This is a genomic window from Ktedonosporobacter rubrisoli, from assembly GCF_004208415.1.
Lineage (GTDB): Bacteria > Chloroflexota > Ktedonobacteria > Ktedonobacterales > Ktedonobacteraceae > Ktedonosporobacter > Ktedonosporobacter rubrisoli.
Window position 1 is genome coordinate 3466988 of record NZ_CP035758.1, and the last position, 24807, is coordinate 3491794.

Genomic DNA, 24807 nt, shown 5'->3' on the forward strand with positions numbered 1-24807 from the left:
TTGAGTCCAGAAGCACAGACAGGGGGGCGTCCGTTATCAGTCAAGGCACTGCGCACGGCCAAACAATAATCGCGAATGGTCTCCGTTTCGGCATCACGGCCCTCTTCTCATGCCCGCTCGATTGGACGATTGCCTCGCACGTGCTTTTTCAACTCCGTCTTGGCATGTCGGTCGGCTTCAAAAATGAGCATGGCTGCATCATGGAGGTAATGAAGCTGGCAGAGTTGATGGGGGATTTGGGAAAACACGAAGGCCACGGCTGACCGGATCGTCTCCTGTCCATCCGAAATCACTCCTTTTACTGGAACCGGCAACTGGTTCTTTACTTCCATGAGCAAAGCGCTGAGATCACCCTGGGTTCCACTGAGCAGTGCACGCGCTAAGAGGATTTTGCCAGAGAGACAATCACGAATGAGTCCCGTGCACTTCGTGCCCGACATAGGATTGGTGTAAATCGAGAATATAGATGAGGGTGAAATTGCGGAGCCAAGTGAGTGGTAGGATGTAATAAAATAGGTAAAAGAGGAAATAAATAGAAGAAGGTGTATCGAAACAGCGCGTTCCCTCAGAGATCGCCAAAGAAAGCGCCTCAAGGAAAGAGCGAAACTGGACTCAAAAGAGCGAGGAAAAAGGGGGTGGAAAAGAGAAAGGCGGATGGAATGCGAGATGCCTGCGGATGAGGAGGGACCGCTTGCCCTGGGAAGCGTGGTGTGGAGCGCACTCGTCAGGTCTTCAAGAAGCGTGTTTTGCTGCGCTTGTCGGATGTACTCTTTGAGCTTTTCATCCAATTGCCGATGCAAGACCTCCTGCATCTGAGCGTGGTTAATAGCTTGAAAGTAATGTTCATACGCTTTCAACGTCTCAGGGCTTCGCCAGGCCATGTAACGGACCATTTCCTCCTTGCGGCGTTCCACTTCTCCTGGAGTCTCGGCAATCCCATGAATCAGTCGCATCATTTGGCAAACATGCCAGTGGCGAAGCCCATGGATATTGAGGTCAACGCCAATCGTTCGGCGCAACCGTTCCCAATGAGGGACGAAAGCATCATAGCTGTAAGGTTTGTGCCTGGCCAACAGGAACAATGGCTCGTGGTCACGTAACTGAGCGAGAGTACGATGGTGCGGATCGACACGAACACGATCTTCGTTCACATAGCGATGCAGGAGCTTCGCCGTTTCCATGCTAAAGCGAATGATTTTCACCCGTCGCCCGTGGCTCTCTTTGTTACAGGCCGTGGCTTCCTGTTTCCCACCGCGCTTTCGCCAATCGCCTACTGTGAGGGTGAGCAATTCAGTGATTCGCGCACCAGCTTCGTAGGCCGTGCGTATGACGATCTGGTCACGCCTCGTTACCTTGGCTTGCTCGAACCCTCCAATGAGTCGGAGGTGCAGAGCGGGGTCATCAATGGGTTTTGGAATCTACTTGTCGTCTACCAAACGAAAGTAGTTGTCCGAGGTTCGCTCTTGCTCCCCTCGGTAACATTCTTATTTGAGGGAAGTGTACCTTGTTCAGTAACATTTTACCTGAGGGAATGCGAGGGCTTGATTTTTGGCAGGAAATAGTGTATACTTGATTGTGTTAGTTACAAGAGAGCCATTGATTGGTTCTCTTTTTTTGTGCTCAAAGGCTTCATGCTCCTCCTCTCTCTTGCCCCGCTTTAGGAGCGCGGTCAGAGGGTTGTCCACAGTCGATCCACCGTCGAGGTGAGTTCTCCACACCTTTATCCCCATTTTTAGAGCGAAATTGGTGGATAAAGGGATTGCCACCCTCTCCCTTCTTCAGGTACACTTGTTCTTATCAAGAGACTTCTCGCTCTCATCTCGTGCCTATTTCATCACTGGATTATCGTTCATTCGCACACAAACGAGAGGAGAAGTCGTATGGTTTGCCTTTACGGGACCCTTCCTCCCTTTCCAGGTGGAAAAGCCTTTATCCTCATGGCGCTTCAATGGACGCGAATGAAGCCGTGTCCGCATACGGCAGGCGGGCTTTCATCCGCCTTGAGGTTCAGCACGGTTCTCTCTGGTCACGCTTCGTGTGTTGTCTGCATCTCATAGGCTTCAAGAGGAGGAAGATCATGCCAGCCCTGGCCCCAAAAAGTGCTGTTCGGTATCGTCCAGTTGACCCGGATGTTGCCACCGAAGAGCCACCGCGCATTCCTCGTGCCTCACGCACCCAGCCAACCTCCAAGCTGCCAGAGCGAAGGCAGTGTCCTCTCTCTTGTCAGCCCCTCTGGCTCCTGCCTGTTGGTGTGGGCATGATCCTGATGCTCTTCATCGTCATCGCGGGATCAGTGGTGCTGGGATGGGTGCAGACGGCTTCAGACGATCTGCACTATGGCCGTCCTCGCACCTTCCAGATGGATGCCTTTGTGGGGCATGAAACCGGTAGCACCTCCAGCCACTTCATCGCGCTTAATTTGCAAGGAAAGATTGAGATCATTGAATTGCCTGGAGGTGATCCAACGCGAGCGAGAATGTATGTTGGGCCTAAAATCTATGGACCAGGAGCAGATCTGGTTCCAGTGACGTTGCGCTTCGTGGAAGGAGCCCAGCCTCATCATCCGGAGATGCTTATTCTCTTCCAGAACACGCAAGTGGTCTTTCGCAATGCCAATGGCACCTTTGCGCCTGCAACTCATACGTAGTGGGCGTGTCCTGCCAAAACCTCGTCATCCGGTGGCGTGCAGGGCTGCTGGCAGGGTAGCCTCTATGTGGAGAACGTCGCCGTCAAAACCCATCAGGAAGAAGGCTTGATTTTGGGGGAAAATCGGGTATAGTTGATTCTGTTAGCTACAAGAGAACCATTGAATGGTTCTCTTGTTTTTGTGTTCAAAAGTTTCGTTTTCTCCATTTCTCTCGCCCTCATATGATACCTTCACCCCGTGTCATTGGGGGAACGACAAATTATGTTCCCTCAATTAAGGAACCTCTATCAATTATTGGTACATCAGTCATTGTTCCCCCACACATCTACAATTCAGAGTAACAATGGCAATTGTTACTCTATCTGATCGAGAAACGAGGGAGAATATAGTCTTTATAGGAGGGCACATCAGGCTGTAAATCGACAAAATAGATGAGGGTAAAATTGGCGGGATAAGTGAGTGGTAAAAAAGAAGGGAAGAAGCAGAGAGTGAGAAATGGAGGAGAAGATGGAAGGAGCCAGGGGAAAGCCCTCAAAGAAGCTGTTCAAAGAAGCATCAGGGAAGGTGTGAAATAGGGGCAAAAAGCAGCGGAGAGGAATGGTGAAAAGGAGTCGTCACAGGTGGTGAAAACGGAGGAGGAGAGGGAGAGAGAGACATAGAGGGTATGGGGAAAGCGCGTGTGGAGCGTGCCGATAGGGATCTATCAAAGACTGTGCAAAAAAGAGCCTCAAAGAAAAGAAAGAAAAGGATAGCCCCATTTTTTTGCGAAATAGATGAGGGGAAATCTGGAGGAGAACATGAAGTGGCTGGGTAAAAGAGGTGATATATGGGGAAAGATGTAAATAAGATAGGTCTATCTGGTGAGAGAGGGAGACAAGAGCAGGAAAAGGAGAGGTCTCGGCATCTCTAAGAGAAGCTGGAGACCTCACTTTTTATGGAAAATTGATGGAAAAGGGAGAGGAATATACTGGCTCATGGGGTGAGAGGGAGGAGGAAACAACAGGGAGGGAGTATGAAGCAAGAGAGAAGAGTGCCGAGCCTCACGGAGTTGACGGAAGAGCAACGGACAGAGGCATATAGGCGCTATGAAGTGGTGAAAGAGTGTGTGGAAGAAGGAGTGCCGCAAACGGAGGTGGCGCGGGAATATGGAGTGCCGCTCTCGACATTGCAGCGCTGGGTGCATCAGTATCGGGAAGATGGGCTGTGTGGATTGGCCCGGCAACCGCGTGCGGATCGAGGGACGCGGCGCAATCTCTCGGAAGAGGTGGTGAAAGTGATCGAGGGATTGGCCTTACGCAAACCGCGCAGATCGATGGCAACGATCCATCGGCAGGTGAGTGCGATTGCGCTCACGCAGGGATGGGAAGAACCCAGCTATGCGCAGGTGTATCGAATCGTGAAAGCGTTGTCACCAGCGTTGGTGACGTTGGCGCAGGAGGGGGCCGGGAGCTATCGAGAGGAATATGAGCTGTTGTATCGGCGAGAAGCGGGAAGGGCCAACGAGATCTGGCAAGCGGATCATTGTCTGTTACCAATTTGGGTCAAAGATGGGCAGGGCAAGAGCGCTCGACCGTGGTTGACGGTGATCGAGGATGATAAGAGCCGAGCCATAGCTGGCTATCGGTTCTCGTGGTCAGCCCCCAGTGCGATCCAAACGGCACTAACACTCCGGCAGGCGATCTGGCGCAAAGAAGATCCACAGTGGCAGGTGTGTGGTATCCCCGAGGTGTTCTATACCGATCATGGGAGTGATTTTACGAGCGTGCATTTGGAGCAGGTGGGAGCGGATCTCAAGATGCAGTTGGTGTTTTCGCAGGTGGGAAGGCCGCGAGGGCGAGGCAAGATTGAGCGATTTTTTCAGAGTGTGGAACAACTCTTTTTAGAAAGACAGCCCGGCTATGCGCCATCGGAAGCGTGGCCGAAGTCTGTGGGGCAGGGAGCCGGGAAGGAGAGAGCAGGGGTGCTGACGCTCTGGGAGTTGGAGCAGTGCTTTCGGGAGTGGTTGCTCTCGGACTATCACCGTCGGGTGCAAAAAGGGCACAGCAGGGGACCGCAGGAGCGCTGGGAAGAAGGGGGATTGTTGCCGAGGATGCCGGAGTCGTTGGAACAGTTAGATCTGTTGTTGGTGCAGGTGGCAAGGAAGCGGCGGGTGCAACAGAGCGGGATTGCTTTTGAAGGATATACGTATCTGGATCCCACCCTCTCGGCCTATGTGGGGGAGGAGGTCATGATCCGGTATGATCCGATAGATCTCGCAGAGATCAGAGTGTTTTTTCAAAATCGGTTTGTCTGCCGGGCGATCTGTCCAGAATTGTCGGGACAAACAGTGAGTTTGAAGGAAATTGTGGCAGCCCGGCAGGCAAGGAGAAGGGATCTGAGAGGAGAACTAGCAGAGCGAAAAGCGTTAGTGAAGCACTATGTGAAACGCGAAGCCGAAACCAGCCGCAGGGCTACGGCAGAGCAAGCAGTGGGGGGAGAAAGCGGCAGCAGTGAAGCTGGAAGTTCGCCAGCCAAGATGCAGGAGCAAGAGGCCCCTGTGTCAACGAAAACGCGTCTGAAGAGGTATAGGAATGAGTAAGGCGAAGACGAAGGAGCTCATGGGGCCGGTTGCGAGAGAAGGAGTGGTGGTCTGGGAAGGGCTGGGTGAGGAGCAAGAGGAAGAAGAGGTGCATCGTCGGCTGTGGAAGCGGTTTGTGCAGACGAAAGAGTATGGGAGATTTGTAGAGTTCTGTGAGGAGTGCCGAGCCTCGCGCTATATCGGGGTGTGCTATGGAGCAGCAGGAGTAGGAAAAACCGAGTCGGCGAAGGAATATGCACGCTGGGATGAAATTGAGCCATTGTTGTCCTGGCATGGGGTGGTGCAGCCCCGGTTGTCGCCAGAGAATCCCAGGCCGACAGTCGCGCTCTATACGCCCACGGCGACGGTGACGGCCAGGCAAATAGAGAAAGACATTGCGCTGCTGCGCTGGAGTCTGCGGGTGATTGGAGAGGCGGCCCGCGCCGTGCCCCAAGAGGTGGAGACGGTGGAAGGGATGGTGCGTCCGGGGCAGGTAGACCTGTTAGTGGTGGATGAGGCAGATCGACTCAAACCACAAGCCGTGGAGGTGCTGCGAGATGTGTATGATCGAAGTCCCACGGGGCTAGTGTTGATCGGGATGCCTGGGCTGGAGAAACGTTTGGCCGCTATCCGCAACTGTATTCGCGGGTGGGTTTTGTCCATCAATATCGGACGTTGGGAAAAGAAGAACAGCAGGAGCTTGTTGAACAACAGGTGCGCTCTTTTGGCGGAGGAAGAGGTGAGGGAGGAAGATCGAGAAGGAGGCAGTGGCGCAGATTATTCGTATGACGGGCGGGAATTTTCGGCAGATGGAACGGTTGCTCTTGCAAATGAAACGGATCATCGAGATTAATCCAGAGGTCGAACAGGTGAACCGAGAAGTGGTAGAAGCAGCGCGAGAGCAGTTAGTGTTTGGAAGAGGTGTCTAAACCGAGAGCAGGAGGAGGCTCTCTTCTGGTTTGCCTTTTCAAGACAGAGAAAGAAAGCATGTGTTTTTCTCTGTCTGAGCATTGTTCAGAGATGCGTTAATGATGGCCCAGGATGCGCTTGCGAGTAGTGCGTTGCTGGACTTCTGTCGCTTCTCTTTCATCGATTTCATCTTGTACATGGCGTGGTTGGAGGGATTGTTTCTCGATGTGTAAATATTCAACCTGATCTTTCTCGTGATTGAACACGGCGATCCATGTGTATGTGCGCCCTTGACGTTTCACCACCGCCGGGGTGATTTCCGAGGGTGATTTTATCCAATAAACTTGCATGAGCATTTCTCCTTTCACTCTGTTCTACAGAAGGTTCCAGTCATTTTCCTGGTATCGCTTTTGCGTTGCGCACTTCTTATAGTCTTTTGGGAGAGAGAAAATTGGGGATCTGGAACTCACCACCGATCCATGCGTGGTTTTCGTGCCCGCTCTCCCTGTGAACGGCTCGGATGACGCGCACATGAGCAATGTCCAAAGGAGTCTAGTATATTTACGAGAGGATGTGAGGTAAAGCCTTGACATGTACCAAAGAATTATAGTACAATGATAAGTAATGACGACGGAACAAGAAAGAGGAGGTGTGCTCTATGGGAGAAATGACACGCTGGCAACACGAGTGCTTGTTTGCAGCGGGCGGATTGCTGGATCGGTTGCGCCCCTTAGGGGTGACTGAGGAACGGGAGATTGAGCGTCTCTGTCAAGAGGAAATCGCGGCCTGGCGTGCGCGTCCGACGATGGTCGTCGAAAGTTCCCTCCAGGAGCCGCTGCGGCATGCCCGCAATGCCATTCGGGAGCATCTTCCTCTCACTGGTGCTAATCGGTGGAAGAATCCGAAGACGAAGAAGTACGAGCACATTGCGCTCAAGTATCTCAACTTTTCATTGGAGGAGTGGCAGCGCATCAATACCGATAGCGAGGAGCGCTTTGCCCAAAGAATACGCTCGCAGCAACGCATTGACGATCCCGATGCGGTTGTGTGTCTCTCCGAAGACCTCTTGCGCAGGCCTGAGTGGTATAACTTGGCACTCGGGGTGACCATCAACACCGGGCGTCGGAGCACCGAAGTGCTCAAAACGGGGGTCTTCTCTCCCAAGACCGCCTATACACTCTGGTTTAAGGGCAATTAAAGACGAAGGATATGATTTAGAGGCGTATGAGATCCCCACGCTGGTGCCCGCGGATCTGGTGCTTGCGGCTATTGCTCGCTTGCGGCAGCTCCTGGATTGCTCTCAGATGAGCAATGATGCGGTCAGTCAGCGCTTTGGCCCGGTGATGCGTCAAATGGCGGATCAGCACTTACGTGACCTGATCCCCAAGAAAGATGAGGGGCAAAACCTGTATACGCATCTGTCCCGTTCCATTTATGGGCGCTTGTGTGTGCTCTATCACTGCCCCCCTGCCGTGTTCGATTTACAGTATATGGCGCATATTCTCGGCCACTATTGGTATTTTCGTGAGCAGGACGAGAAGAAACGGGCGAATCTGGATAGCACCTTGCATTATATGGACTATGTGATTGGTGATGGCCATGGCAACTTGGACGGTCGTCGTGGCATTTGGCTGGGTACGAAACCGGGCGTTGAGGTGCTTGATGCCTTTCGAAAGGAGTGGGAGGAGATGACACAGCCACCCGTGATACGAACAGGTCATTCTGGAAAGAAGAAAGAGCCAATGGGAGAGCAGCATCCGGTGAGACCCAAGAAGCGTTCCATCCTCAATTGTTTGCCCCAACAGAAGACCCTGTTTGATGCCGAGATGGAGCGGCGAAGCCTGGCCCATCAGCATGAATTGGTTGGCGCGCTCTTGAATGAAGCGGCCTGGTATCGGCAGATGGATGCGGAACTTTCCCCTCTTTCCGAAGCGCTGCAAGCGTCTACCCCATTGGGGACTCTGAGATCCTCATTGCAGTGTATCAGGGGGAGAAGCAAGACGTGGCAGTCAGCACCCATCTCCAGCAACGCTGGGGGGTGTCGCTTGACCAGATCGATGCGCTCTTTGAGAAGGCCGTCGAGGATGGCTATAAGGAGCCTCTCAAATACTTTGAGGGCACCCTAGAAAAACGGGAGAGCTATAAAGCAGGGGCGCAGAAGCGGGCCCAAAAATACCAGCAAACGGATTTTACCCTGCTTCCCTATTCCCAACTGGAACATATTCGGATGCCTGAAGCGGCGCAGGAGCGGGTTCGTCGCATTGTCCTGACCATCATGCGGCACAATGAACGGGCCCAACCCGTGATCGTTGGTATATCAATGCTGGACTCATCTACCAACTCAAAACGATCCGCATGAGCTGATCAATGCCTATCTCAAGGAACATGAAGAAGAGATCAAAACCATCATCGCCAGTTGGGTATTGAACCCCGGTATAATCGCAAAATGGAATCGATTCGGGAAATGTCACCATTCCTGAGGAACCTCTCCCTTAAATGGGTCTCTCCATGCTCTTCCTAAAGAAGTAACATCTCTTGCCTTTTGGTTGTGCTGTCGTCATACAAAAATTGTACAATAGAATTGTTGGTATGTAAATTATTTGGTATAGTTATGATTATACAAAAGAATATCAGGTACAATATGTTACGGAGGTATTACCTGTACCTGATATTCTTTTGTATAATCATTTAAGGGATGGGAAACCTCAACTTGTTGTACTTTAGAAATTGATGTACAGATTTATGGAGAGAGAACAACTATTTGCCCCGATTTCTCGTACCATAGATAACATAGTACGCAAAATATCTATACAACACAACCTAATGTAAAGAAAACGAACTCCATACTTGTAATGATGACCGGTCTATTTTCTTCGTCACGTGTATCTATTGTGTACACAATAGATACACGTGACGAGAAAATAGACCGGTCATCATTACAAGTATTGGAGTTCGTTTTCTTTACATTAGGTTGTGTTGTATAGATATTTGCGTACTATGTTATCTATGGTACGAGAAATCGGGGCAAATAGGTTGTTCTCTCTCCATAAATCTGTACATCAATTTCTAAGTACAACAAGTTGAGGTTTCCCATCCTTAAATGATTATACAAAAGAATATCAGGTACAGGTATACTCCGTAACATATTGTACCTGATATTCTTTTGTATAATCATAATCTATACCAAATAATTTTACATACCAACAATTCTATTGTACAATTTTGTATGACGACAGCACAACCAAAAGGCAAGAGATGTTACTTCTTTAGGAAGAGCATGGAGAGACCCATTTAAGGGAGAGGTTCCTCAGGAATGGTGATCATTTCCGAATCGATTCCATTTTGCGATTATACCGGGGTTCAATACCCAACTGGCGATGATGGTTTTTGATCTCTTCTTCATGTTCCTTGAGATAGGCATTGATCAGCTCATGGCGGATCGTTTTGAGTTGGTAGATGAGTCCAGCATTGATATACCAACGATCACGGGGTTGGGCCCGTTCATTGTGCGCATGATGGTCAGGACAATGCGACGAACCCGCTCCTGCGCCGCTTCAGGCATCCGAATATGTTCCAGTTGGGAATAGGGAAGCAGGGTAAAATCCGTTTGCTGGTATTTTTGGGCCCGCTTCTGCGCCCCTGCTTTATAGCTCTCCCGTTTTTCTAGGGTGCCCTCAAAGTATTTGAGAGGCTCCTTATAGCCATCCTCGACGGCCTTCTCAAAGAGCGCATCGATCTGGTCAAGCGACACCCCCAGCGTTGCTGGAGATGGGTGCTGACTGCCACGTCTTGCTTCTCCCCCTGATACACTGCAATGAGGGATCTCAGAGTCCCCAATGGGGTAGACGCTTGCAGCGCTTCGGAAAGAGGGGAAAGTTCCGCATCCATCTGCCGATACCAGGCCGCTTCATTCAAGAGCGCGCCAACCAATTCATGCTGATGGGCCAGGCTTCGCCGCTCCATCTCGGCATCAAACAGGGTCTTCTGTTGGGGCAAACAATTGAGGATGGAACGCTTCTTGGGTCTCACCGGATGCTGCTCTCCCATTGGCTCTTTCTTCTTTCCAGAATGACCTGTTCGTATCACGGGTGGCTGTGTCATCTCCTCCCACTCCTTTCGAAAGGCATCAAGCACCTCAACGCCCGGTTTCGTACCCAGCCAAATGCCACGACGACCGTCCAAGTTGCCATGGCCATCACCAATCACATAGTCCATATAATGCAAGGTGCTATCCAGATTCGCCCGTTTCTTCTCGTCCTGCTCACGAAAATACCAATAGTGGCCGAGAATATGCGCCATATACTGTAAATCGAACACGGCAGGGGGGCAGTGATAGAGCACACACAAGCGCCCATAAATGGAACGGGACAGATGCGTATACAGGTTTTGCCCCTCATCTTTCTTGGGGATCAGGTCACGTAAGTGCTGATCCGCCATTTGACGCATCACCGGGCCAAAGCGCTGACTGACCGCATCATTGCTCATCTGAGAGCAATCCAGGAGCTGCCGCAAGCGAGCAATAGCCGCAAGCACCAGATCCGCGGGCACCAGCGTGGGGATCTCATACGCCTCTAAATCATATTCCTTCGTCTTTAATTGCCCTTAAACCAGAGTGTATAGGCGGTCTTGGGAGAGAAGACCCCCGTTTTGAGCACTTCGGTGCTCCGACGCCCGGTGTTGATGGTCACCCCGAGTGCCAAGTTATACCACTCAGGCCTGCGCAAGAGGTCTTCGGAGAGACACACAACCGCATCGGGATCGTCAATGCGTTGCTGCGAGCGTATTCTTTGGGCAAAGCGCTCCTCGCTATCGGTATTGATGCGCTGCCACTCCTCCAATGAAAAGTTGAGATACTTGAGCGCAATGTGCTCGTACTTCTTCGTCTTCGGATTCTTCCACCGATTAGCACCAGTGAGAGGAAGATGCTCCCGAATGGCATTGCGGGCATGCCGCAGCGGCTCCTGGAGGGAACTTTCGACGACCATCGTCGGACGCGCACGCCAGGCCGCGATTTCCTCTTGACAGAGACGCTCAATCTCCCGTTCCTCAGTCACCCCTAAGGGGCGCAACCGATCCAGCAATCCGCCCGCTGCAAACAAGCACTCGTGTTGCCAGCGTGTCATTTCTCCCATAGAGCACACCTCCTCTTTCTTGTTCCGTCGTCATTACTTATCATTGTACTATAATTCTTTGGTACATGTCAAGGCTTTACCTCACATCCTCTCGTAAATATACTAGACTCCTTTGGACATTGCTCATGTGCGCGTCATCCGAGCCGTTCACAGGGAGAGCGGGCACGAAAACCACGCATGGATCGGTGGGTGAGTTCCAGATCCCCAATTTTCTCTCTCCCAAAAGACTATAAGAAGTGCGCAACGCAAAAGCGATACCAGGAAAATGACTGGAACCTTCTGTAGAACAGAGTGAAAGGAGAAATGCTCATGCAAGTTTATTGGATAAAATCACCCTCGGAAATCACCCCGGCGGTGGTGAAACGTCAAGGGCGCACATACACATGGATCGCCGTGTTCAATCACGAGAAAGATCAGGTTGAATATTTACACATCGAGAAACAATCCCTCCAACCACGCCATGTACAAGATGAAATCGATGAAAGAGAAGCGACAGAAGTCCAGCAACGCACTACTCGCAAGCGCATCCTGGGCCATCATTAACGCATCTCTGAACAATGCTCAGACAGAGAAAAACACATGCTTTCTTTCTCTGTCTTGAAAAGGCAAACCAGAAGAGAGCCTCCTCCTGCTCTCGGTTTAGACACCTCTTCCAAACACTAACTGCTCTCGCGCTGCTTCTACCACTTCTCGGTTCACCTGTTCGACCTCTGGATTAATCTCGATGATCCGTTTCATTTGCAAGAGCAACCGTTCCATCTGCCGAAAATTCCCGCCCGTCATACGAATAATCTGCGCCACTGCCTCCTTCTCGATCTTCCTCCCCTCACCTCTTCCTCCGCCAAAAGAGCGCACCTGTTGTTCAACAAGCTCCTGCTGTTCTTCTTTTCCCAACGTCCGATATTGATGGACAAAACCCACCCGCGAATACAGTTGCGGATAGCGGGCCAAACGTTTCTCCAGCCCAGGCATCCCGATCAACACTAGCCCCGTGGGACTTCGATCATACACATCTCGCAGCACCTCCACGGCTTGTGGTTTGAGTCGATCTGCCTCATCCACCACTAACAGGTCTACCTGCCCCGGACGCACCATCCCTTCCACCGTCTCCACCTCTTGGGGCACGGCGCGGGCCGCCTCTCCAATCACCCGCAGACTCCAGCGCAGCAGCGCAATGTCTTTCTCTATTTGCCTGGCCGTCACCGTCGCCGTGGGCGTATAGAGCGCGACTGTCGGCCTGGGATTCTCTGGCGACAACCGGGGCTGCACCACCCCATGCCAGGACAACAATGGCTCAATTTCATCCCAGCGTGCATATTCCTTCGCCGACTCGGTTTTTCCTACTCCTGCTGCTCCATAGCACACCCCGATATAGCGCGAGGCTCGGCACTCCTCACAGAACTCTACAAATCTCCCATACTCTTTCGTCTGCACAAACCGCTTCCACAGCCGACGATGCACCTCTTCTTCCTCTTGCTCCTCACCCAGCCCTTCCCAGACCACCACTCCTTCTCTCGCAACCGGCCCCATGAGCTCCTTCGTCTTCGCCTTACTCATTCCTATACCTCTTCAGACGCGTTTTCGTTGACACAGGGGCCTCTTGCTCCTGCATCTTGGCTGGCGAACTTCCAGCTTCACTGCTGCCGCTTTCTCCCCCACTGCTTGCTCTGCCGTAGCCCTGCGGCTGGTTTCGGCTTCGCGTTTCACATAGTGCTTCACTAACGCTTTTCGCTCTGCTAGTTCTCCTCTCAGATCCCTTCTCCTTGCCTGCCGGGCTGCCACAATTTCCTTCAAACTCACTGTTTGTCCCGACAATTCTGGACAGATCGCCCGGCAGACAAACCGATTTTGAAAAAACACTCTGATCTCTGCGAGATCTATCGGATCATACCGGATCATGACCTCCTCCCCCACATAGGCCGAGAGGGTGGGATCCAGATACGTATATCCTTCAAAAGCAATCCCGCTCTGTTGCACCCGCCGCTTCCTTGCCACCTGCACCAACAACAGATCTAACTGTTCCAACGACTCCGGCATCCTCGGCAACAATCCCCCTTCTTCCCAGCGCTCCTGCGGTCCCCTGCTGTGCCCTTTTTGCACCCGACGGTGATAGTCCGAGAGCAACCACTCCCGAAAGCACTGCTCCAACTCCCAGAGCGTCAGCACCCCTGCTCTCTCCTTCCCGGCTCCCTGCCCCACAGACTTCGGCCACGCTTCCGATGGCGCATAGCCGGGCTGTCTTTCTAAAAAGAGTTGTTCCACACTCTGAAAAAATCGCTCAATCTTGCCTCGCCCTCGCGGCCTTCCCACCTGCGAAAACACCAACTGCATCTTGAGATCCGCTCCCACCTGCTCCAAATGCACGCTCGTAAAATCACTCCCATGATCGGTATAGAACACCTCGGGGATACCACACACCTGCCACTGTGGATCTTCTTTGCGCCAGATCGCCTGCCGGAGTGTTAGTGCCGTTTGGATCGCACTGGGGGCTGACCACGAGAACCGATAGCCAGCTATGGCTCGGCTCTTATCATCCTCGATCACCGTCAACCACGGTCGAGCGCTCTTGCCCTGCCCATCTTTGACCCAAATTGGTAACAGACAATGATCCGCTTGCCAGATCTCGTTGGCCCTTCCCGCTTCTCGCCGATACAACAGCTCATATTCCTCTCGATAGCTCCCGGCCCCCTCCTGCGCCAACGTCACCAACGCTGGTGACAACGCTTTCACGATTCGATACACCTGCGCATAGCTGGGTTCTTCCCATCCCTGCGTGAGCGCAATCGCACTCACCTGCCGATGGATCGTTGCCATCGATCTGCGCGGTTTGCGTAAGGCCAATCCCTCGATCACTTTCACCACCTCTTCCGAGAGATTGCGCCGCGTCCCTCGATCCGCACGCGGTTGCCGGGCCAATCCACACAGCCCATCTTCCCGATACTGATGCACCCAGCGCTGCAATGTCGAGAGCGGCACTCCATATTCCCGCGCCACCTCCGTTTGCGGCACTCCTTCTTCCACACACTCTTTCACCACTTCATAGCGCCTATATGCCTCTGTCCGTTGCTCTTCCGTCAACTCCGTGAGGCTCGGCACTCTTCTCTCTTGCTTCATACTCCCTCCCTGTTGTTTCCTCCTCCCTCTCACCCCATGAGCCAGTATATTCCTCTCCCTTTTCCATCAATTTTCCATAAAAAGTGAGGTCTCCAGCTTCTCTTAGAGATGCCGAGACCTCTCCTTTTCCTGCTCTTGTCTCCCTCTCTCACCAGATAGACCTATCTTATTTACATCTTTCCCCATATATCACCTCTTTTACCCAGCCACTTCATGTTCTCCTCCAGATTTCCCCTCATCTATTTCGCAAAAAAATGGGGCTATCCTTTTCTTTCTTTTCTTTGAGGCTCTTTTTTGCACAGTCTTTGATAGATCCCTATCGGCACGCTCCACACGCGCTTTCCCCATACCCTCTATGTCTCTCTCTCCCTCTCCTCCTCCGTTTTCACCACCTGTGACGACTCCTTTTCACCATTCCTCTCCGCTGCTTTTTGCCCCTATTTCACACCTTCCCTGATGCTTCTTTGAACAGCTTCTTTGAGGGCTTTCCCCTGGCTCCTTCCATCTTCTCCTCCATTTCTCACTCTCTGCTTCTTCCCTTCTTTTTTACCACTCACTTATCCCGCCAATTTTACCCTCATCTATTTTGTCGATTTACAGAGGCCCGAGGGAATCGTGAGTCAATTTGAACGGATTGTGGGGAATGGCCAGGGACACCCCCATCTTGCATTAACACGACTGTACCAGCAACTCTGCCAGGAACTTTCTGATGGAACTGCCCATACCTATCTCCAAGCATTGCTTCCTTGCTTTTCGTTCTTGGAGACCTGATCCCTGGCGTAAGCAGCGTCAGGATTGTTGGGATAGTCCACCAGAAAGCATTCGGGAATCGGTACGGGATTACCTGCTTCAGCAATTACACTGCAAAGTGCGCCGCTATGGCATGTATGAAATGGTAAGACTTTCTGTACAGAGCCCAAGCACTGTGCGCACGACCTCTAGTTCCCGCTTGAGTTGACGGATCTCCTCCTGTTCAGGCAATTGGTGTCCGCTGCCAGGAAAAGCTTGCTCACCATGTGCACCCTATTCCTGACACCAGCGGCTCAAACTGCTGTCAGAGATGCACAGGTCCTGTGCGATCTGGCTCTTTGATTTGCCACTGGTCTCGGCCAACTTGACTGCTCCTACTTCCAATTCTTTTGTTACGTTGAATGCCCGTTTTGCATAGATACTGTCCTCCCTTTGGAGCCTCTCTTCCCAACTTACACCTTCCACTAAAACAGCACAATTACAGTCTGGAAGTTCGCGGAAAAAGGAATAAGCGTTTCCACCTGGGACTATGCCGTCAACTATCGTATAACACGGTCATGATGATTTGGTGGTTGAGATCTGGTCAGAAGCCCTCAATCGCCTGTTTGTATCACTCCCAACGTGTAACGAAGCAGATCTGTCTCCGTATCTTGTGGCTCTCTGCGGAGCAAAATACCACGCCCATAGGAGCGAGAAATTCTGCCGTCAGGATGAATGGCACAACACCAAGTTGACCCGTGAGATGTTCCCTTTCAGCAAGGGGCTTCCAGAAAGCTTCTGGGCACACTTTCGGGAGAGGTTGCTTGCTTCCATGAGGCTAGCTTGTAAGAGAGCGGGACTGGCTCGCCAAAAAGTGCCCACATTTCACGTCATTTACCATCAAGGGAAAGGACAGGGGGAAAGAGCGACCTCCTGCGTCAGCACGTTCTTCACCGATTCATCATAATCATCAAAAGTGCGTCAAGCCTCTGAAACGATCAAGATCCAGATGGGCGAGTCGAATGATCAGGTTGTGCGGTAAAATCATCTATTGTGCTTGCAAAGGCTGCACGAATCAAGCAGATTTGTCGCTGTAAGTCCTCTTCGTTAAGTTGGGTAAGCAGTTTTCTGGCTTGAGAGATACTTGACTCAGGAAAAAATCTGGGGATGCTTTTTCCCTCGCTTGAAAAAAGATCCCGGCTTGATGGTGTGGTGGTAAACAAAGGAATATCTCCACGAAGTAGGTCAGCCCGTTCAGCAGGAATGAGCCTCTGCAGAGAGGGCTGAAACTCAACCGCCATCCATAAGCGATCAAAGAGGCGCTCCTGCCTCAAAGCGTCCCGCAAGTTATTCGGATGAAAACTTTCTGTGAGGAGATGACCATAGCTGCTCGTGGGACGAGCTACGAAGCGGATCTCATCATGGGCAAAACGCGGAAGGATCTTTGCCAGGAAAATTTCCCGATGCTCGATGAGTAAGCGATAGATAGCAACAAAACCTCTCTCGATGCATTCAATATACTCGGATGCCTGCACATACTTGCCAGCCAGTTTCGGGCAATTCTTACCTCCCTGCAGCTTTACCTGCTCACGTATCACCTTCATTTCGTCTGTCCCCAGCCCTTCCCATCGCGGCACTGGTCGTGGGCTGAGTTGCCCCTCAGGATTGCCAAGCCCGCTTATGTCGACTCCTTTGGACGCATCATTGGACCAGAAACGCTGTGGCAGTAAGGCAATGCGCATAACAGAATGATCGAGCGCTTGCTGTGCAGGACGTTGCAGAGCAGTGATGCTTTCTTTGCTCACACGAGGATGAAAGAGCGCTTCCAGGTCTATCAAGAAGGGATGTTCGCCAGAGGCAATGATATTCTCATAATGAAAGTCAGAGGCTTCCAGAACATAGAGAAGAGCCAGATAACCTCCTTGCCGTTCATAAAAGCTGATGACTTCTTCCTCAGAAGAGCATGCGGCAGCTGAGACGCATTCAGCCCACCCATGTGTTCCATAGTTGATGAGCTTCAAGGGACGAAAGGATGGATGATTACCATAGGTGTTTAACCAGCTCAGTACCTCTTGAAAATGAATATCAATACTCAGAGATCTGGGCTTGTAGACAAGTTGCCAGCCTGAGCGAAATGTCAGGATCATCACGCTCCGGCCATGGCGATGGAGATCACCAACTTCGGCCTGCACTTCGGTAAGCTGACCAGGATTCTGCTCCAGAAAGAATGTCGTCAGGATCTCCTCCCAGTCCTGACAAAGGTGGCGTAAGAATTCGATGCGGCCTTCGACCCAAAGATCGAGCGTGATCATCAGCTGACGGGCCAGGACACAGTACTCTTCCAGGAAATTCAGGAGATGCTCTGGCTGGCTCAAACGCTCTATGTAAGATTGGAAACGTTCTTCCGGCGTTTCTCCCAGCAAGAGTCCTCGCAAACGGGCAATATGCATTTCAAGCACCACGGCTCTATTTAGCCTGGCAATCCATTGACGAAACAGATGCGGTAGGAAGAGTGAGAGGAGTGATTCAGGCTCAAATGGGAGATGATGATACTGCTCAAAAAGCTCACGTATCAGCTTTTGTAAGCGTTTCACTCCTCCTTGGAGCAATGGATAGAAGGGATATAAGATCCGGTAAGCACCGCGCTCTGGCTCTACATCTGTGAAGAAACGCCTCATGGTCGTGGGCGAGACCTCTGTTGCAAGGGCCTGCTTAAGCGCGACTAGCCAATCAGGAGGTTCTCTTTGCGACAGGCGCGTGTACAATGCCTCGCCTGGCTCAGCCAGTAGGGCACACAACTCTTGTTCGCTGAGAGCATCCATTGCCAGACGATCGGAGAAAAGTCTTCCCTTCTTAAAAGGCTTTTGCTCCTTCCAACGCTTGAGCTTTTTTAGCGCCTGCTCGGTGATTTCCTGGCTCTTGAGAAAATGCAGCCTTTCTTCCAGAGGAAGGGAGGCGATGCGTTCAGTAAGCGTTGTAGCCTGATACCAACGCACCCCCTCTATACCTGATGACGTATCTTCAAGCGGGAATATGGGGTCAGTCTCCATGTATTTCTTCCCTTCTTTTTTCATTGCTTGTCATCAAAGGATGCACTCATTTTGACGTTATTCCCACAGCAGCACTGACGGCAATAGCTCTGGATAGAGCATACGCAGCAAGGTATAGCCAATACCGGATGTGCCATGAAAAAAATGAGGTAGCGAAGCCCACGCTGGCAGAAAAGTAGGCAAGGCAAACGCTCCTCTTTGTTCAGCCTTGATGATCATTCTCACGATATGCTGTTGCGCTATCTCTGCGAGGTCTGATCGCTTCAAATGCAGAGCGGCTGTCCAGAGCAGCTCTGTACGTCCGCTGTTCCCGCAACAAAGGTGATCAAATGCCTGTACTCCAAAGCGCTTTGTTGTTTGCAAAGCTGCCTCAATATCCCGCTGAATCTGCGGACTGGCCAGTAGGGGTAAGCCGCCGATACGCGCAAGTCCAATGCCAGGTGCGCCATGACACCACGTCATCCACGACTTGGATGCTCTCTCTCCCAGTTCCTCTGCCCAATTCTCTACTTCGGGCCGAAATGCGCCATCTTCGTAGATCAAGCCCTCGCGGGCCGCATCCAACAAATCAGCATCTCTCGCCACAGCGTAAAGCCGAAGTAAAGCATACACAATACCAGCCACCCCATGGGAGAAACCAGTATGATGTGTTCCTCCGTACGTTGGCCATACCTGGCATCTTGCTGCGCTCATCGTTCTGGTCTGCAGCAAGTGTTTGCCGCAAAGAATGGCACGGTCCAGAACCCATTGATCCCCCGTCCTTTCATGAAGAGCCAGCAACCCAAGAAGAGCGCCAGCTGTTCCTGATACGATATCCAGCCTCCGGTCGGCGGCAATCTCTTCAGCAGTGATCAATCTGGCCACATCTTGAGCCGAAGCCAGAAACCGCGCATCATCAAGTAACTGACTGATACGCGTGAAGGTATACACTAGAGAACCGATACCAACCGCACCACCTATCCCCATCTCCTGGGCTAGCAATTGACCATTTCCATGCAACATCTGTTGTATCGGCTGGAGAGCCGCACCCACAAGTTTTAGATAACTGGCATCCTCTGAGATTTTGGCTATAGCAGCCAGGAAGAGTGCAATACCAGCTGTTCCCTGAAACAAGCTAAAGCCCATTGATCGAAGCTGATGACACCGCGCACACTTTAAAAACTGTGCTCCTACCCATGTTACCCCTCCATCTCCCAGAGGTATGGCTTGCATAGCGATATCATTAGCGATTTTCCAGGCGTGAGGGAGCAAGATATCAGAAAAATCCAGATTCAGCTCTCCAGCAGAAGCCGGACCATCTTCAGTCGCTTTCCTGGGCACGGAACTGACAACTCCTGAAGTGATATCCCGCCTGAGCGCACGTTGGAGCAGGTGTAGTTGGAACTGCATATCTGCTTCGCACCAGGAATTTAAGCGAGCTTGTAGCAGGTCGAAAGCTGATTGGTGCAGTCTGAAGGGACCTGCTTGCATATGGGCCACGAGCGGCAGGTTTTTCTCTACGGGCAGGCGAAAAACCGGGATGTCTCCCTGGAGGAGAGCCCTCTTCTCGGCTTCGATTATAGCTTGCCATAGACTATCCTTTGCTGCGCCTCCCATATTCTCCAGGGACTTCAACAAGAAATGACGCCTGTTCTGGTCACTGAGGGCTTGCGGGGTCAATAGCTTTGGCAGAAGATCTCTATATTCCCGAGGAGCACGAGAAATAACGCGCACAGATTGCTCATGTAGGGCAAGCAGAGAACTACCCTCAGCTAACAGCGCGGTCCGATAATGAAATATCAGTTGATACATACGTCGAAATCCGTTGCTCACTTCATTGCTCTGCTCCTCTAGCTGCAGCGGGCAGCCACGATACATAGCAGTATTATAACGGGGGCGCGGTTTGAGAGATCCATACGCGAGAATCATATCCTGGCGGAACGGAAGTGTAAGGGCGTCTTCCTGGGCATAAATCTTTTTCCTGGCGGCCATAGCAAAGCCACTAATATCGCTGTACTGACCCCCAGCAGAAGGTTTCTCAGCCTGCTGCCAGGTTGGCAGTAGCCCGGTGTGTAGTACAGAATAGCTCGCCTGCTCCCAATCGAAACTCTGAGCCTGCAAAGCTGATTCCTGGCTATCAAAACAAGGAGATGTGTGTAGAAGTACTTCTGGATCGACGAGTACAGGGTACTCTCCATGAGCAACAAGATGCTCATGGAAACAATTCGTTCCACCAAGGAGATAGACGATACAGAGTAGCATGCCAACGCGTTGGCAGTAACGCTGTGTTGCCGCAAAGTCCTGGCAGGGCTCCTGCTGTACAAACTCGACCCATCCATACTCGACACGCTTGAGAATGGGAAGGATCTTCATAGGAGGCGTGAGCCCTTGCATATTACACCAGTTCAGCAGATCATAATAGCCTGCTTCTAACCCTATATTTTTGGGTTTGTAGACTAACTTGAGGCCGGAGGCAAACTGTAGCGCCATCACGCACCGCCGTCCAGTATGTGGATCAGAAAGCGTTGGCTGAATCGTTATCACGTTCCCTATTTCAGTGTCTTTGCCGAATATTTGCTGAATATCCTGCCAATCAGCGGCCAGGCGCTGAAGAAACTCGATATGAGCGTTTACCCAGAGGTCGACAGTAGTGGCAAGCAACTGGGCCAGAACATAGTACTTGCGGAGAAAGGTAATCAGCCCGCCCGCATACATCTGCTCGATGAAGCGCTGATACACCATCTCTTCATTGGCAGATGCTTTGCCGATTGTATCCAGGCGTCCAGCCGAGCGCCAATAGCCCTGAGCATATGCCTGGAATGCTGTGTGTAGCGCCTGTATCGATAGAGAGGTGAGAATCTGTAATAAAGAGCGTTGCAAGCTCAGATGTGCCTTCTCTGTTAGCAAGTAAGCCGCTGCTCCAGCCTGATCCATATAGCGTTGCTGTGCTACCCCGATAAATGGTGCTAGAATTTCTTCAAAAGGGGAAGGATTCGAGAGATCAAGAAAGCTCCACTGCCTCTTCTCCAACATAACTGACTCGCCGGCCATCATCTCTACAAGACGCAATACATCCTGTAAAGTGTTAGTCCAGTTTGGCAGCGACGCCCGCTTGCCAGACAGTTCTTGATCCGCAGCGCTTGTGCCGGAAGCAATGCCCATCATTGCATACAGGTCAGACAGTGAAAGAGGCATAGTGAGTAAATCCTTCCTTACTCGTCAAGATAGAAATTTTCGCAACGCATCTCCGGGGTACTGGCCCCTAAAATCCTTTTAGAGGCCAGCGCACTATATTTGGACCAGGAGAGCATAAGCCCATCTTTTAACAAGCATCTCAAGCCTGTGTCTGTCCAGGATGGCTTACCGGTGATATGGTGATAAACCACTGATCACACATAGTACAGACACCCCCGATGCCAACGACCTCTTCAAGTTCCTGCTCGGTGAGCTCTTCACCAACAGGAATGACGGGTATGGAAGAACTCCATTCGTCCCCACTTTCTTCTTCGGCTTTCCAGGCCTGGATAATGCTCTCGATATTCATTATGGGTCTCCTAGCATATGATGCTGCTTTCAAGTCCTCTTTACCAGGAAGAGCCGGAACCAACTCTGTGTTGATACCTCTGCTGGGGAAGAGACTACGTTCTCAATATAATTTGGCGCGGGAGAAAGAAGGGCGATCTTTCTTCACTTGTTGCATTGTTCGGCTAACCTCTAGCTGGACGCTGCTAGAGGTTAGCGTAGCACATGAGCTCTAAGCCGTTCTAGCGTTTCGTAGAAAACGCCTCAGCTCGCATACTACCAGTCGCCACCCGCCCTACAGACTGTAACGGATTCTTCACCACATTGGCCTCCAACGACCTCTTCGAGCTCCTGCTCAGTAAGCTCTTCACCAATGGGGAGAGCTGGCATGAGCGAAACCCATTCATTGCTTTGTTCTTCTTCGGCTTTCCAGGCCTGGATGATGCTCTCGATATTCATCATGGATTCCCTTTCTTTTTACAAAATCTTTTCAGGATAGCTTCCAGCATTTTGCTAGAGCCATCGCACACCACTTCAATACCTTCCAGGTACTTTATAAAGAAGCGAGCACCTGCGCTCTGCTCCTACCACTCCTGTCCATCAGCACATTGTCGGCCGGTGAAAGCATGCTGCCCACAAAATCCCCCGACGACCTCTTCAAGCTCTTGCTCAGTGAGCTCTTCGCCAACAGGGAGAGCTGGCATGAGCGAAGTCCAGCCATCTCTCGCCTCTTCTTCGGCTTTCCAGGCCTGGATAATGCTCTCAATATTCATCATAGGGTTCCTTTCTTCTTGTACAGCATTCCATTTACAACCTACAAAGAACAACGATGAATCATCTATGGCAACGGCCAAACACTCGTTCCGATGATAGCCTTCATCAGGACGAACCAAGCTTTCCAGAAAATTCCTGAATGCACTGGTTTCTGGCAAACAAGGTGCTGTACTGGCCGATATGCCTCATTTCAAGATAACCTCGCCTATCTCACTTACCGTCCTCGTCGTTGTGAGTCAACTGGCTCTGGATCAACTGGGCATAATACCCATTGCACTTGAGCAATTCCTGATGTGTTCCGCGCTCAACGATTGAACCCTGATCAAGCACCAGGATAAGATCAGCGTCACGAATGGTGCTCAAACGATGAGCGATAATGATCCTTGTACAGGCCAGCACACTGAGGTTGTGCTCCACAGCCTTCTCGGTTACCACATCCAGAGAACTAGTTGCCTCGTCCAGCAGAAGTAGAACAGGATCATTGAGCAATGCCCTGGCTAATGCGAGGCGCTGGCGTTGTCCACCGGAGAGTGCGTTTCCACTTTCTGCAATATGGGTCTCGTACTTCATCGGCATCTTCATTACATCGTCATGCAAGGCAGCCATTTGCGCTGCTCGTACGACGTCATCTATACTGGCGCTAGGATTACTTAAGGCAACATTTTCGCGGATTGACCCACTAAATAAGCTGGTATTTTGCGTGACCACTCCAAAACGCGAGCGTACCGCCTGGAAATCCAACTTCTTCAAAGGAATATCGTCGTAAAAGACCTCCCCACTGCCTGCTTGATGCAGGCCCAGAAGTAGATTGCCCAGGGTGCTTTTGCCCGAGCCGGTACGGCCCACAATCGCAACTTTTTGTCCGGCATGAATGCTAACAGAGATATCTTGCAAAACTGGAACGGCATCGGGCGCATATTGGAAAGATATCCCTTCGAGACGTATGCTCCCGGTCAACTGTAATGGCAATTGCGCAGCCTTGCCACCCTGCTCTGGTTGTGCCTCCAGGACATCAGCAATGCGCTCCAGATGGGAGTGAATTAATTGAAAACTCTTGCTATTGTTGACCAACGTGGCAATAGGCGTGAGAAAAGTAATCGCCAGTGCGTTCAATCCCAGCATCGCCCCAACGGGAAGCGTACCGCTAATCACCTGCCATGTACCAAACCAGAGCAAGGCAAGAGGTGCACCTACTCGCAATGTGACCAGCACAGTATTCGTCAGGGCGGAAACCAGGTTGCGCCGTGCTGAGATATTGAGCTGCTCGAAGTACAAGTTAGAGCAGCGTTCGAGTGCCTGGTCCTCAATCCCCATAGCCTTGAGCGTCATCATGCCAGCAAGTACTTCCGTCATATATCCCTGGGTTTTACCCTGGGCAGTCAACTCTCGATATGAGAGCTCACGGACGAGACGATTGGTACCCAGCAGAATAGCTACTTGCAGTAAGCCGAGACCCAATACTAGCAAGCTAAAGAGCGGTGACAGCGTGAAAAGAATGATGAAATCGATAATCACAAAACTGCCATCCAGTACCGTCGAGATCAACTGGTTACTTAGGAGATCGCGTATCACAAGGTTACTATTCATACGCGCCAGCAGATCACCGCTCGCGCGCTGCAGGAAAAAGAGCAGAGGCAACCTGAGCAGGTGCTCAAAGAAGCGCAACATCGTACGCATATCGGTATGCATCTGCATATAGAGCATGAGCAGTTCACGCAGAAGAGAGACCACGAGCTGGGCAAGAAGTACGATTACTATGCCAAGGCCCAGCAAAGTCAGGACATCGTGTAACCCCGAAAGGACAACATGGTCAATAACCACCTCTGTTAGAGCTGGAGTCGCCAGGGCCAGTAACTGTAAAAGTAAGGAGGCACCTATGATTTGCAGGAATGCTACAGGTACTTGCTTTACATAATTTGCAGCGTACTTACGCAAATTCACCTGCTCCCTTACGTTGCTGGGATCAAATAGGGCTCCTGGCTCAAGCAGAATGACCACACCGGTAAAACTGCGGCAAAATTCCTCTATAGCCATGCGCATCCGTCCTGTAGCGGGATCGACCAGATCAACGTATCCAGGCGACCAGCGTTCCAAAACCTGAAAGTGATTGAAATTCCAGTGGACAATGGCCGGTATAGGGACAAAGCGGAGATCGCTTGCATTCTTTAAGGTGATGGCGCGTGTTAGCAGGCCAAAGGAGCGAGCTGCTTTAACAACAGCAGAAGCAGAAAGACCGTCGCGTCCGACGCCACAGCGCTCTCGGACCTCAGAAACGCTGGTCTTGCGTCCATAGTAGGTCAAAATCATGGCCAGACAGGCTGCTCCGCACTCGGCTATGGTCAACTGATGTAAGACCGGTACACGCTTCCTCCATGGACTTCTCATAGACGACCG

At 51.4% G+C, this 24807-nt stretch carries 18 protein-coding genes and 1 pseudogene; 7 read left to right on the forward strand and 12 right to left on the reverse strand.

The window, feature by feature from the left end; genetic code table 11:
- Positions 1-107: 107 nt before the first annotated feature.
- Entirely contained in the window at positions 108-1418 is a 1311-nt protein-coding gene (locus tag EPA93_RS15510; RefSeq protein WP_129888384.1) for a tyrosine-type recombinase/integrase, read from the reverse strand.
- Between the two features lie 659 nt (positions 1419-2077).
- On the opposite strand from EPA93_RS15510, the gene EPA93_RS15515 reads away from it, so the two are divergent.
- The 3 genes from EPA93_RS15515 (at position 2078) to EPA93_RS15525 (ending at position 6057) form a co-directional block, all read left to right on the forward strand.
- Entirely contained in the window at positions 2078-2647 is a 570-nt protein-coding gene (locus EPA93_RS15515) for a hypothetical protein (RefSeq protein WP_129885073.1), read from the forward strand.
- Positions 2648-3659: 1012 nt separating this feature from the next.
- Positions 3660-5225, forward strand: coding sequence for a Mu transposase C-terminal domain-containing protein (locus EPA93_RS15520; RefSeq protein ID WP_129885072.1), 1566 nt, complete (start codon positions 3660-3662; stop codon positions 5223-5225).
- Complete coding sequence (locus EPA93_RS15525) at positions 5218-6057, forward strand: AAA family ATPase (RefSeq protein WP_129888385.1); 840 nt, start codon at positions 5218-5220, stop codon at positions 6055-6057. Before EPA93_RS15520 ends, EPA93_RS15525 begins: the two co-directional genes overlap by 8 nt.
- Before the next feature lie 172 nt (positions 6058-6229).
- Here the strand turns inward: EPA93_RS15525 and EPA93_RS15530 are convergent, their stop codons facing one another.
- Positions 6230-6463, reverse strand: a complete 234-nt coding sequence (locus tag EPA93_RS15530) for a hypothetical protein (RefSeq protein WP_129885067.1) — start codon at positions 6461-6463, stop codon at positions 6230-6232.
- A gap of 308 nt (positions 6464-6771) precedes the next feature.
- Between EPA93_RS15530 and EPA93_RS50360 the strand changes: the two genes are divergently transcribed.
- Together EPA93_RS50360 and EPA93_RS50365 are read left to right on the forward strand one after the other, a co-directional pair.
- Positions 6772-7311, forward strand: a complete 540-nt coding sequence (locus EPA93_RS50360; RefSeq protein WP_129888386.1) for a protelomerase family protein — start codon at positions 6772-6774, stop codon at positions 7309-7311.
- Entirely contained in the window at positions 7307-8239 is a 933-nt protein-coding gene (locus EPA93_RS50365) for a protelomerase family protein (RefSeq protein WP_422877890.1), read from the forward strand. The genes EPA93_RS50360 and EPA93_RS50365 overlap by 5 nt, the downstream gene beginning before the upstream one ends.
- A 207-nt stretch (positions 8240-8446) precedes the next feature.
- Here EPA93_RS50365 and EPA93_RS48410 read toward each other — a convergent pair whose 3' ends face one another.
- On the reverse strand, positions 8447-8587 hold the full coding sequence (locus EPA93_RS48410; RefSeq protein WP_165423145.1) for a hypothetical protein: 141 nt from the start codon (positions 8585-8587) through the stop codon (positions 8447-8449).
- Positions 8588-9776: 1189 nt separating this feature from the next.
- A pseudogene (locus EPA93_RS50960) lies at positions 9777-11245 on the reverse strand (protelomerase family protein).
- 309 nt (positions 11246-11554) lie between these two features.
- On the opposite strand from EPA93_RS50960, the gene EPA93_RS15560 reads away from it, so the two are divergent.
- Entirely contained in the window at positions 11555-11788 is a 234-nt protein-coding gene (locus tag EPA93_RS15560) for a hypothetical protein (RefSeq protein WP_129885067.1), read from the forward strand.
- 96 nt (positions 11789-11884) lie between these two features.
- Here the strand turns inward: EPA93_RS15560 and EPA93_RS15565 are convergent, their stop codons facing one another.
- Positions 11885-12802 carry an AAA family ATPase gene (locus tag EPA93_RS15565; protein WP_129885071.1) on the reverse strand — a complete coding sequence of 306 codons (918 nt, stop codon included), beginning with the start codon at positions 12800-12802 and terminating at the stop codon, positions 11885-11887.
- 12 nt (positions 12803-12814) lie between these two features.
- Positions 12815-14359, reverse strand: a complete 1545-nt coding sequence (locus tag EPA93_RS15570; protein WP_129888390.1) for a Mu transposase C-terminal domain-containing protein — start codon at positions 14357-14359, stop codon at positions 12815-12817.
- Positions 14360-15068: 709 nt separating this feature from the next.
- Between EPA93_RS15570 and EPA93_RS15575 the strand changes: the two genes are divergently transcribed.
- Complete coding sequence (locus EPA93_RS15575) at positions 15069-15317, forward strand: hypothetical protein (RefSeq protein WP_129888391.1); 249 nt, start codon at positions 15069-15071, stop codon at positions 15315-15317.
- A gap of 769 nt (positions 15318-16086) precedes the next feature.
- Here the strand turns inward: EPA93_RS15575 and lanM are convergent.
- The 6 genes from lanM to EPA93_RS15605 all read right to left on the reverse strand — a co-directional run bounded on the left by lanM (position 16087) and on the right by EPA93_RS15605 (position 24798).
- On the reverse strand, positions 16087-18138 hold the full coding sequence (lanM, locus tag EPA93_RS15580) for a type 2 lanthipeptide synthetase LanM (protein WP_165423146.1): 2052 nt from the start codon (positions 18136-18138) through the stop codon (positions 16087-16089).
- Positions 18139-18195: 57 nt separating this feature from the next.
- Positions 18196-21312 (reverse strand): type 2 lanthipeptide synthetase LanM family protein, encoded by a 3117-nt coding sequence (locus EPA93_RS15585; protein WP_129888393.1) that lies wholly within the window; start codon positions 21310-21312, stop codon positions 18196-18198.
- A 139-nt stretch (positions 21313-21451) separates the two neighbouring features.
- Positions 21452-21661 carry a hypothetical protein gene (locus tag EPA93_RS15590; protein WP_129888394.1) on the reverse strand — a complete coding sequence of 70 codons (210 nt, stop codon included), beginning with the start codon at positions 21659-21661 and terminating at the stop codon, positions 21452-21454.
- 254 nt (positions 21662-21915) lie between these two features.
- Entirely contained in the window at positions 21916-22101 is a 186-nt protein-coding gene (locus EPA93_RS15595) for a hypothetical protein (RefSeq protein ID WP_129888395.1), read from the reverse strand.
- Between the two features lie 122 nt (positions 22102-22223).
- Positions 22224-22415, reverse strand: a complete 192-nt coding sequence (locus tag EPA93_RS15600) for a mersacidin/lichenicidin family type 2 lantibiotic (protein WP_129888396.1) — start codon at positions 22413-22415, stop codon at positions 22224-22226.
- A gap of 208 nt (positions 22416-22623) precedes the next feature.
- Complete coding sequence (locus EPA93_RS15605; RefSeq protein ID WP_165423147.1) at positions 22624-24798, reverse strand: peptidase domain-containing ABC transporter; 2175 nt, start codon at positions 24796-24798, stop codon at positions 22624-22626.
- Positions 24799-24807 lie beyond the last annotated feature (9 nt).

Coding starts and splice junctions, on each gene's coding strand:
- lanM (WP_165423146.1), bottom strand. CDS start 18,138: ATGGAGACTGACCCCATATTCCCGCTTGAAGATACGTCATCAGGTATA.
- EPA93_RS15530 (WP_129885067.1), bottom strand. CDS start 6,463: ATGCAAGTTTATTGGATAAAATCACCCTCGGAAATCACCCCGGCGGTG.
- EPA93_RS15590 (WP_129888394.1), bottom strand. CDS start 21,661: ATGAATATCGAGAGCATTATCCAGGCCTGGAAAGCCGAAGAAGAAAGT.
- EPA93_RS15560 (WP_129885067.1), top strand. CDS start 11,555: ATGCAAGTTTATTGGATAAAATCACCCTCGGAAATCACCCCGGCGGTG.
- EPA93_RS15515 (WP_129885073.1), top strand. CDS start 2,078: ATGCCAGCCCTGGCCCCAAAAAGTGCTGTTCGGTATCGTCCAGTTGAC.
- EPA93_RS50360 (WP_129888386.1), top strand. CDS start 6,772: ATGGGAGAAATGACACGCTGGCAACACGAGTGCTTGTTTGCAGCGGGC.
- EPA93_RS15595 (WP_129888395.1), bottom strand. CDS start 22,101: ATGATGAATATCGAGAGCATCATCCAGGCCTGGAAAGCCGAAGAAGAA.
- EPA93_RS15575 (WP_129888391.1), top strand. CDS start 15,069: ATGGAACTGCCCATACCTATCTCCAAGCATTGCTTCCTTGCTTTTCGT.
- EPA93_RS15585 (WP_129888393.1), bottom strand. CDS start 21,312: ATGCCTCTTTCACTGTCTGACCTGTATGCAATGATGGGCATTGCTTCC.
- EPA93_RS48410 (WP_165423145.1), bottom strand. CDS start 8,587: ATGGTGACATTTCCCGAATCGATTCCATTTTGCGATTATACCGGGGTT.
- EPA93_RS15565 (WP_129885071.1), bottom strand. CDS start 12,802: ATGAGTAAGGCGAAGACGAAGGAGCTCATGGGGCCGGTTGCGAGAGAA.
- EPA93_RS15605 (WP_165423147.1), bottom strand. CDS start 24,798: ATGAGAAGTCCATGGAGGAAGCGTGTACCGGTCTTACATCAGTTGACC.
- EPA93_RS15600 (WP_129888396.1), bottom strand. CDS start 22,415: ATGATGAATATTGAGAGCATTATCCAGGCCTGGAAAGCCGAAGAAGAG.
- EPA93_RS15520 (WP_129885072.1), top strand. CDS start 3,660: ATGAAGCAAGAGAGAAGAGTGCCGAGCCTCACGGAGTTGACGGAAGAG.
- EPA93_RS15525 (WP_129888385.1), top strand. CDS start 5,218: ATGAGTAAGGCGAAGACGAAGGAGCTCATGGGGCCGGTTGCGAGAGAA.
- EPA93_RS15570 (WP_129888390.1), bottom strand. CDS start 14,359: ATGAAGCAAGAGAGAAGAGTGCCGAGCCTCACGGAGTTGACGGAAGAG.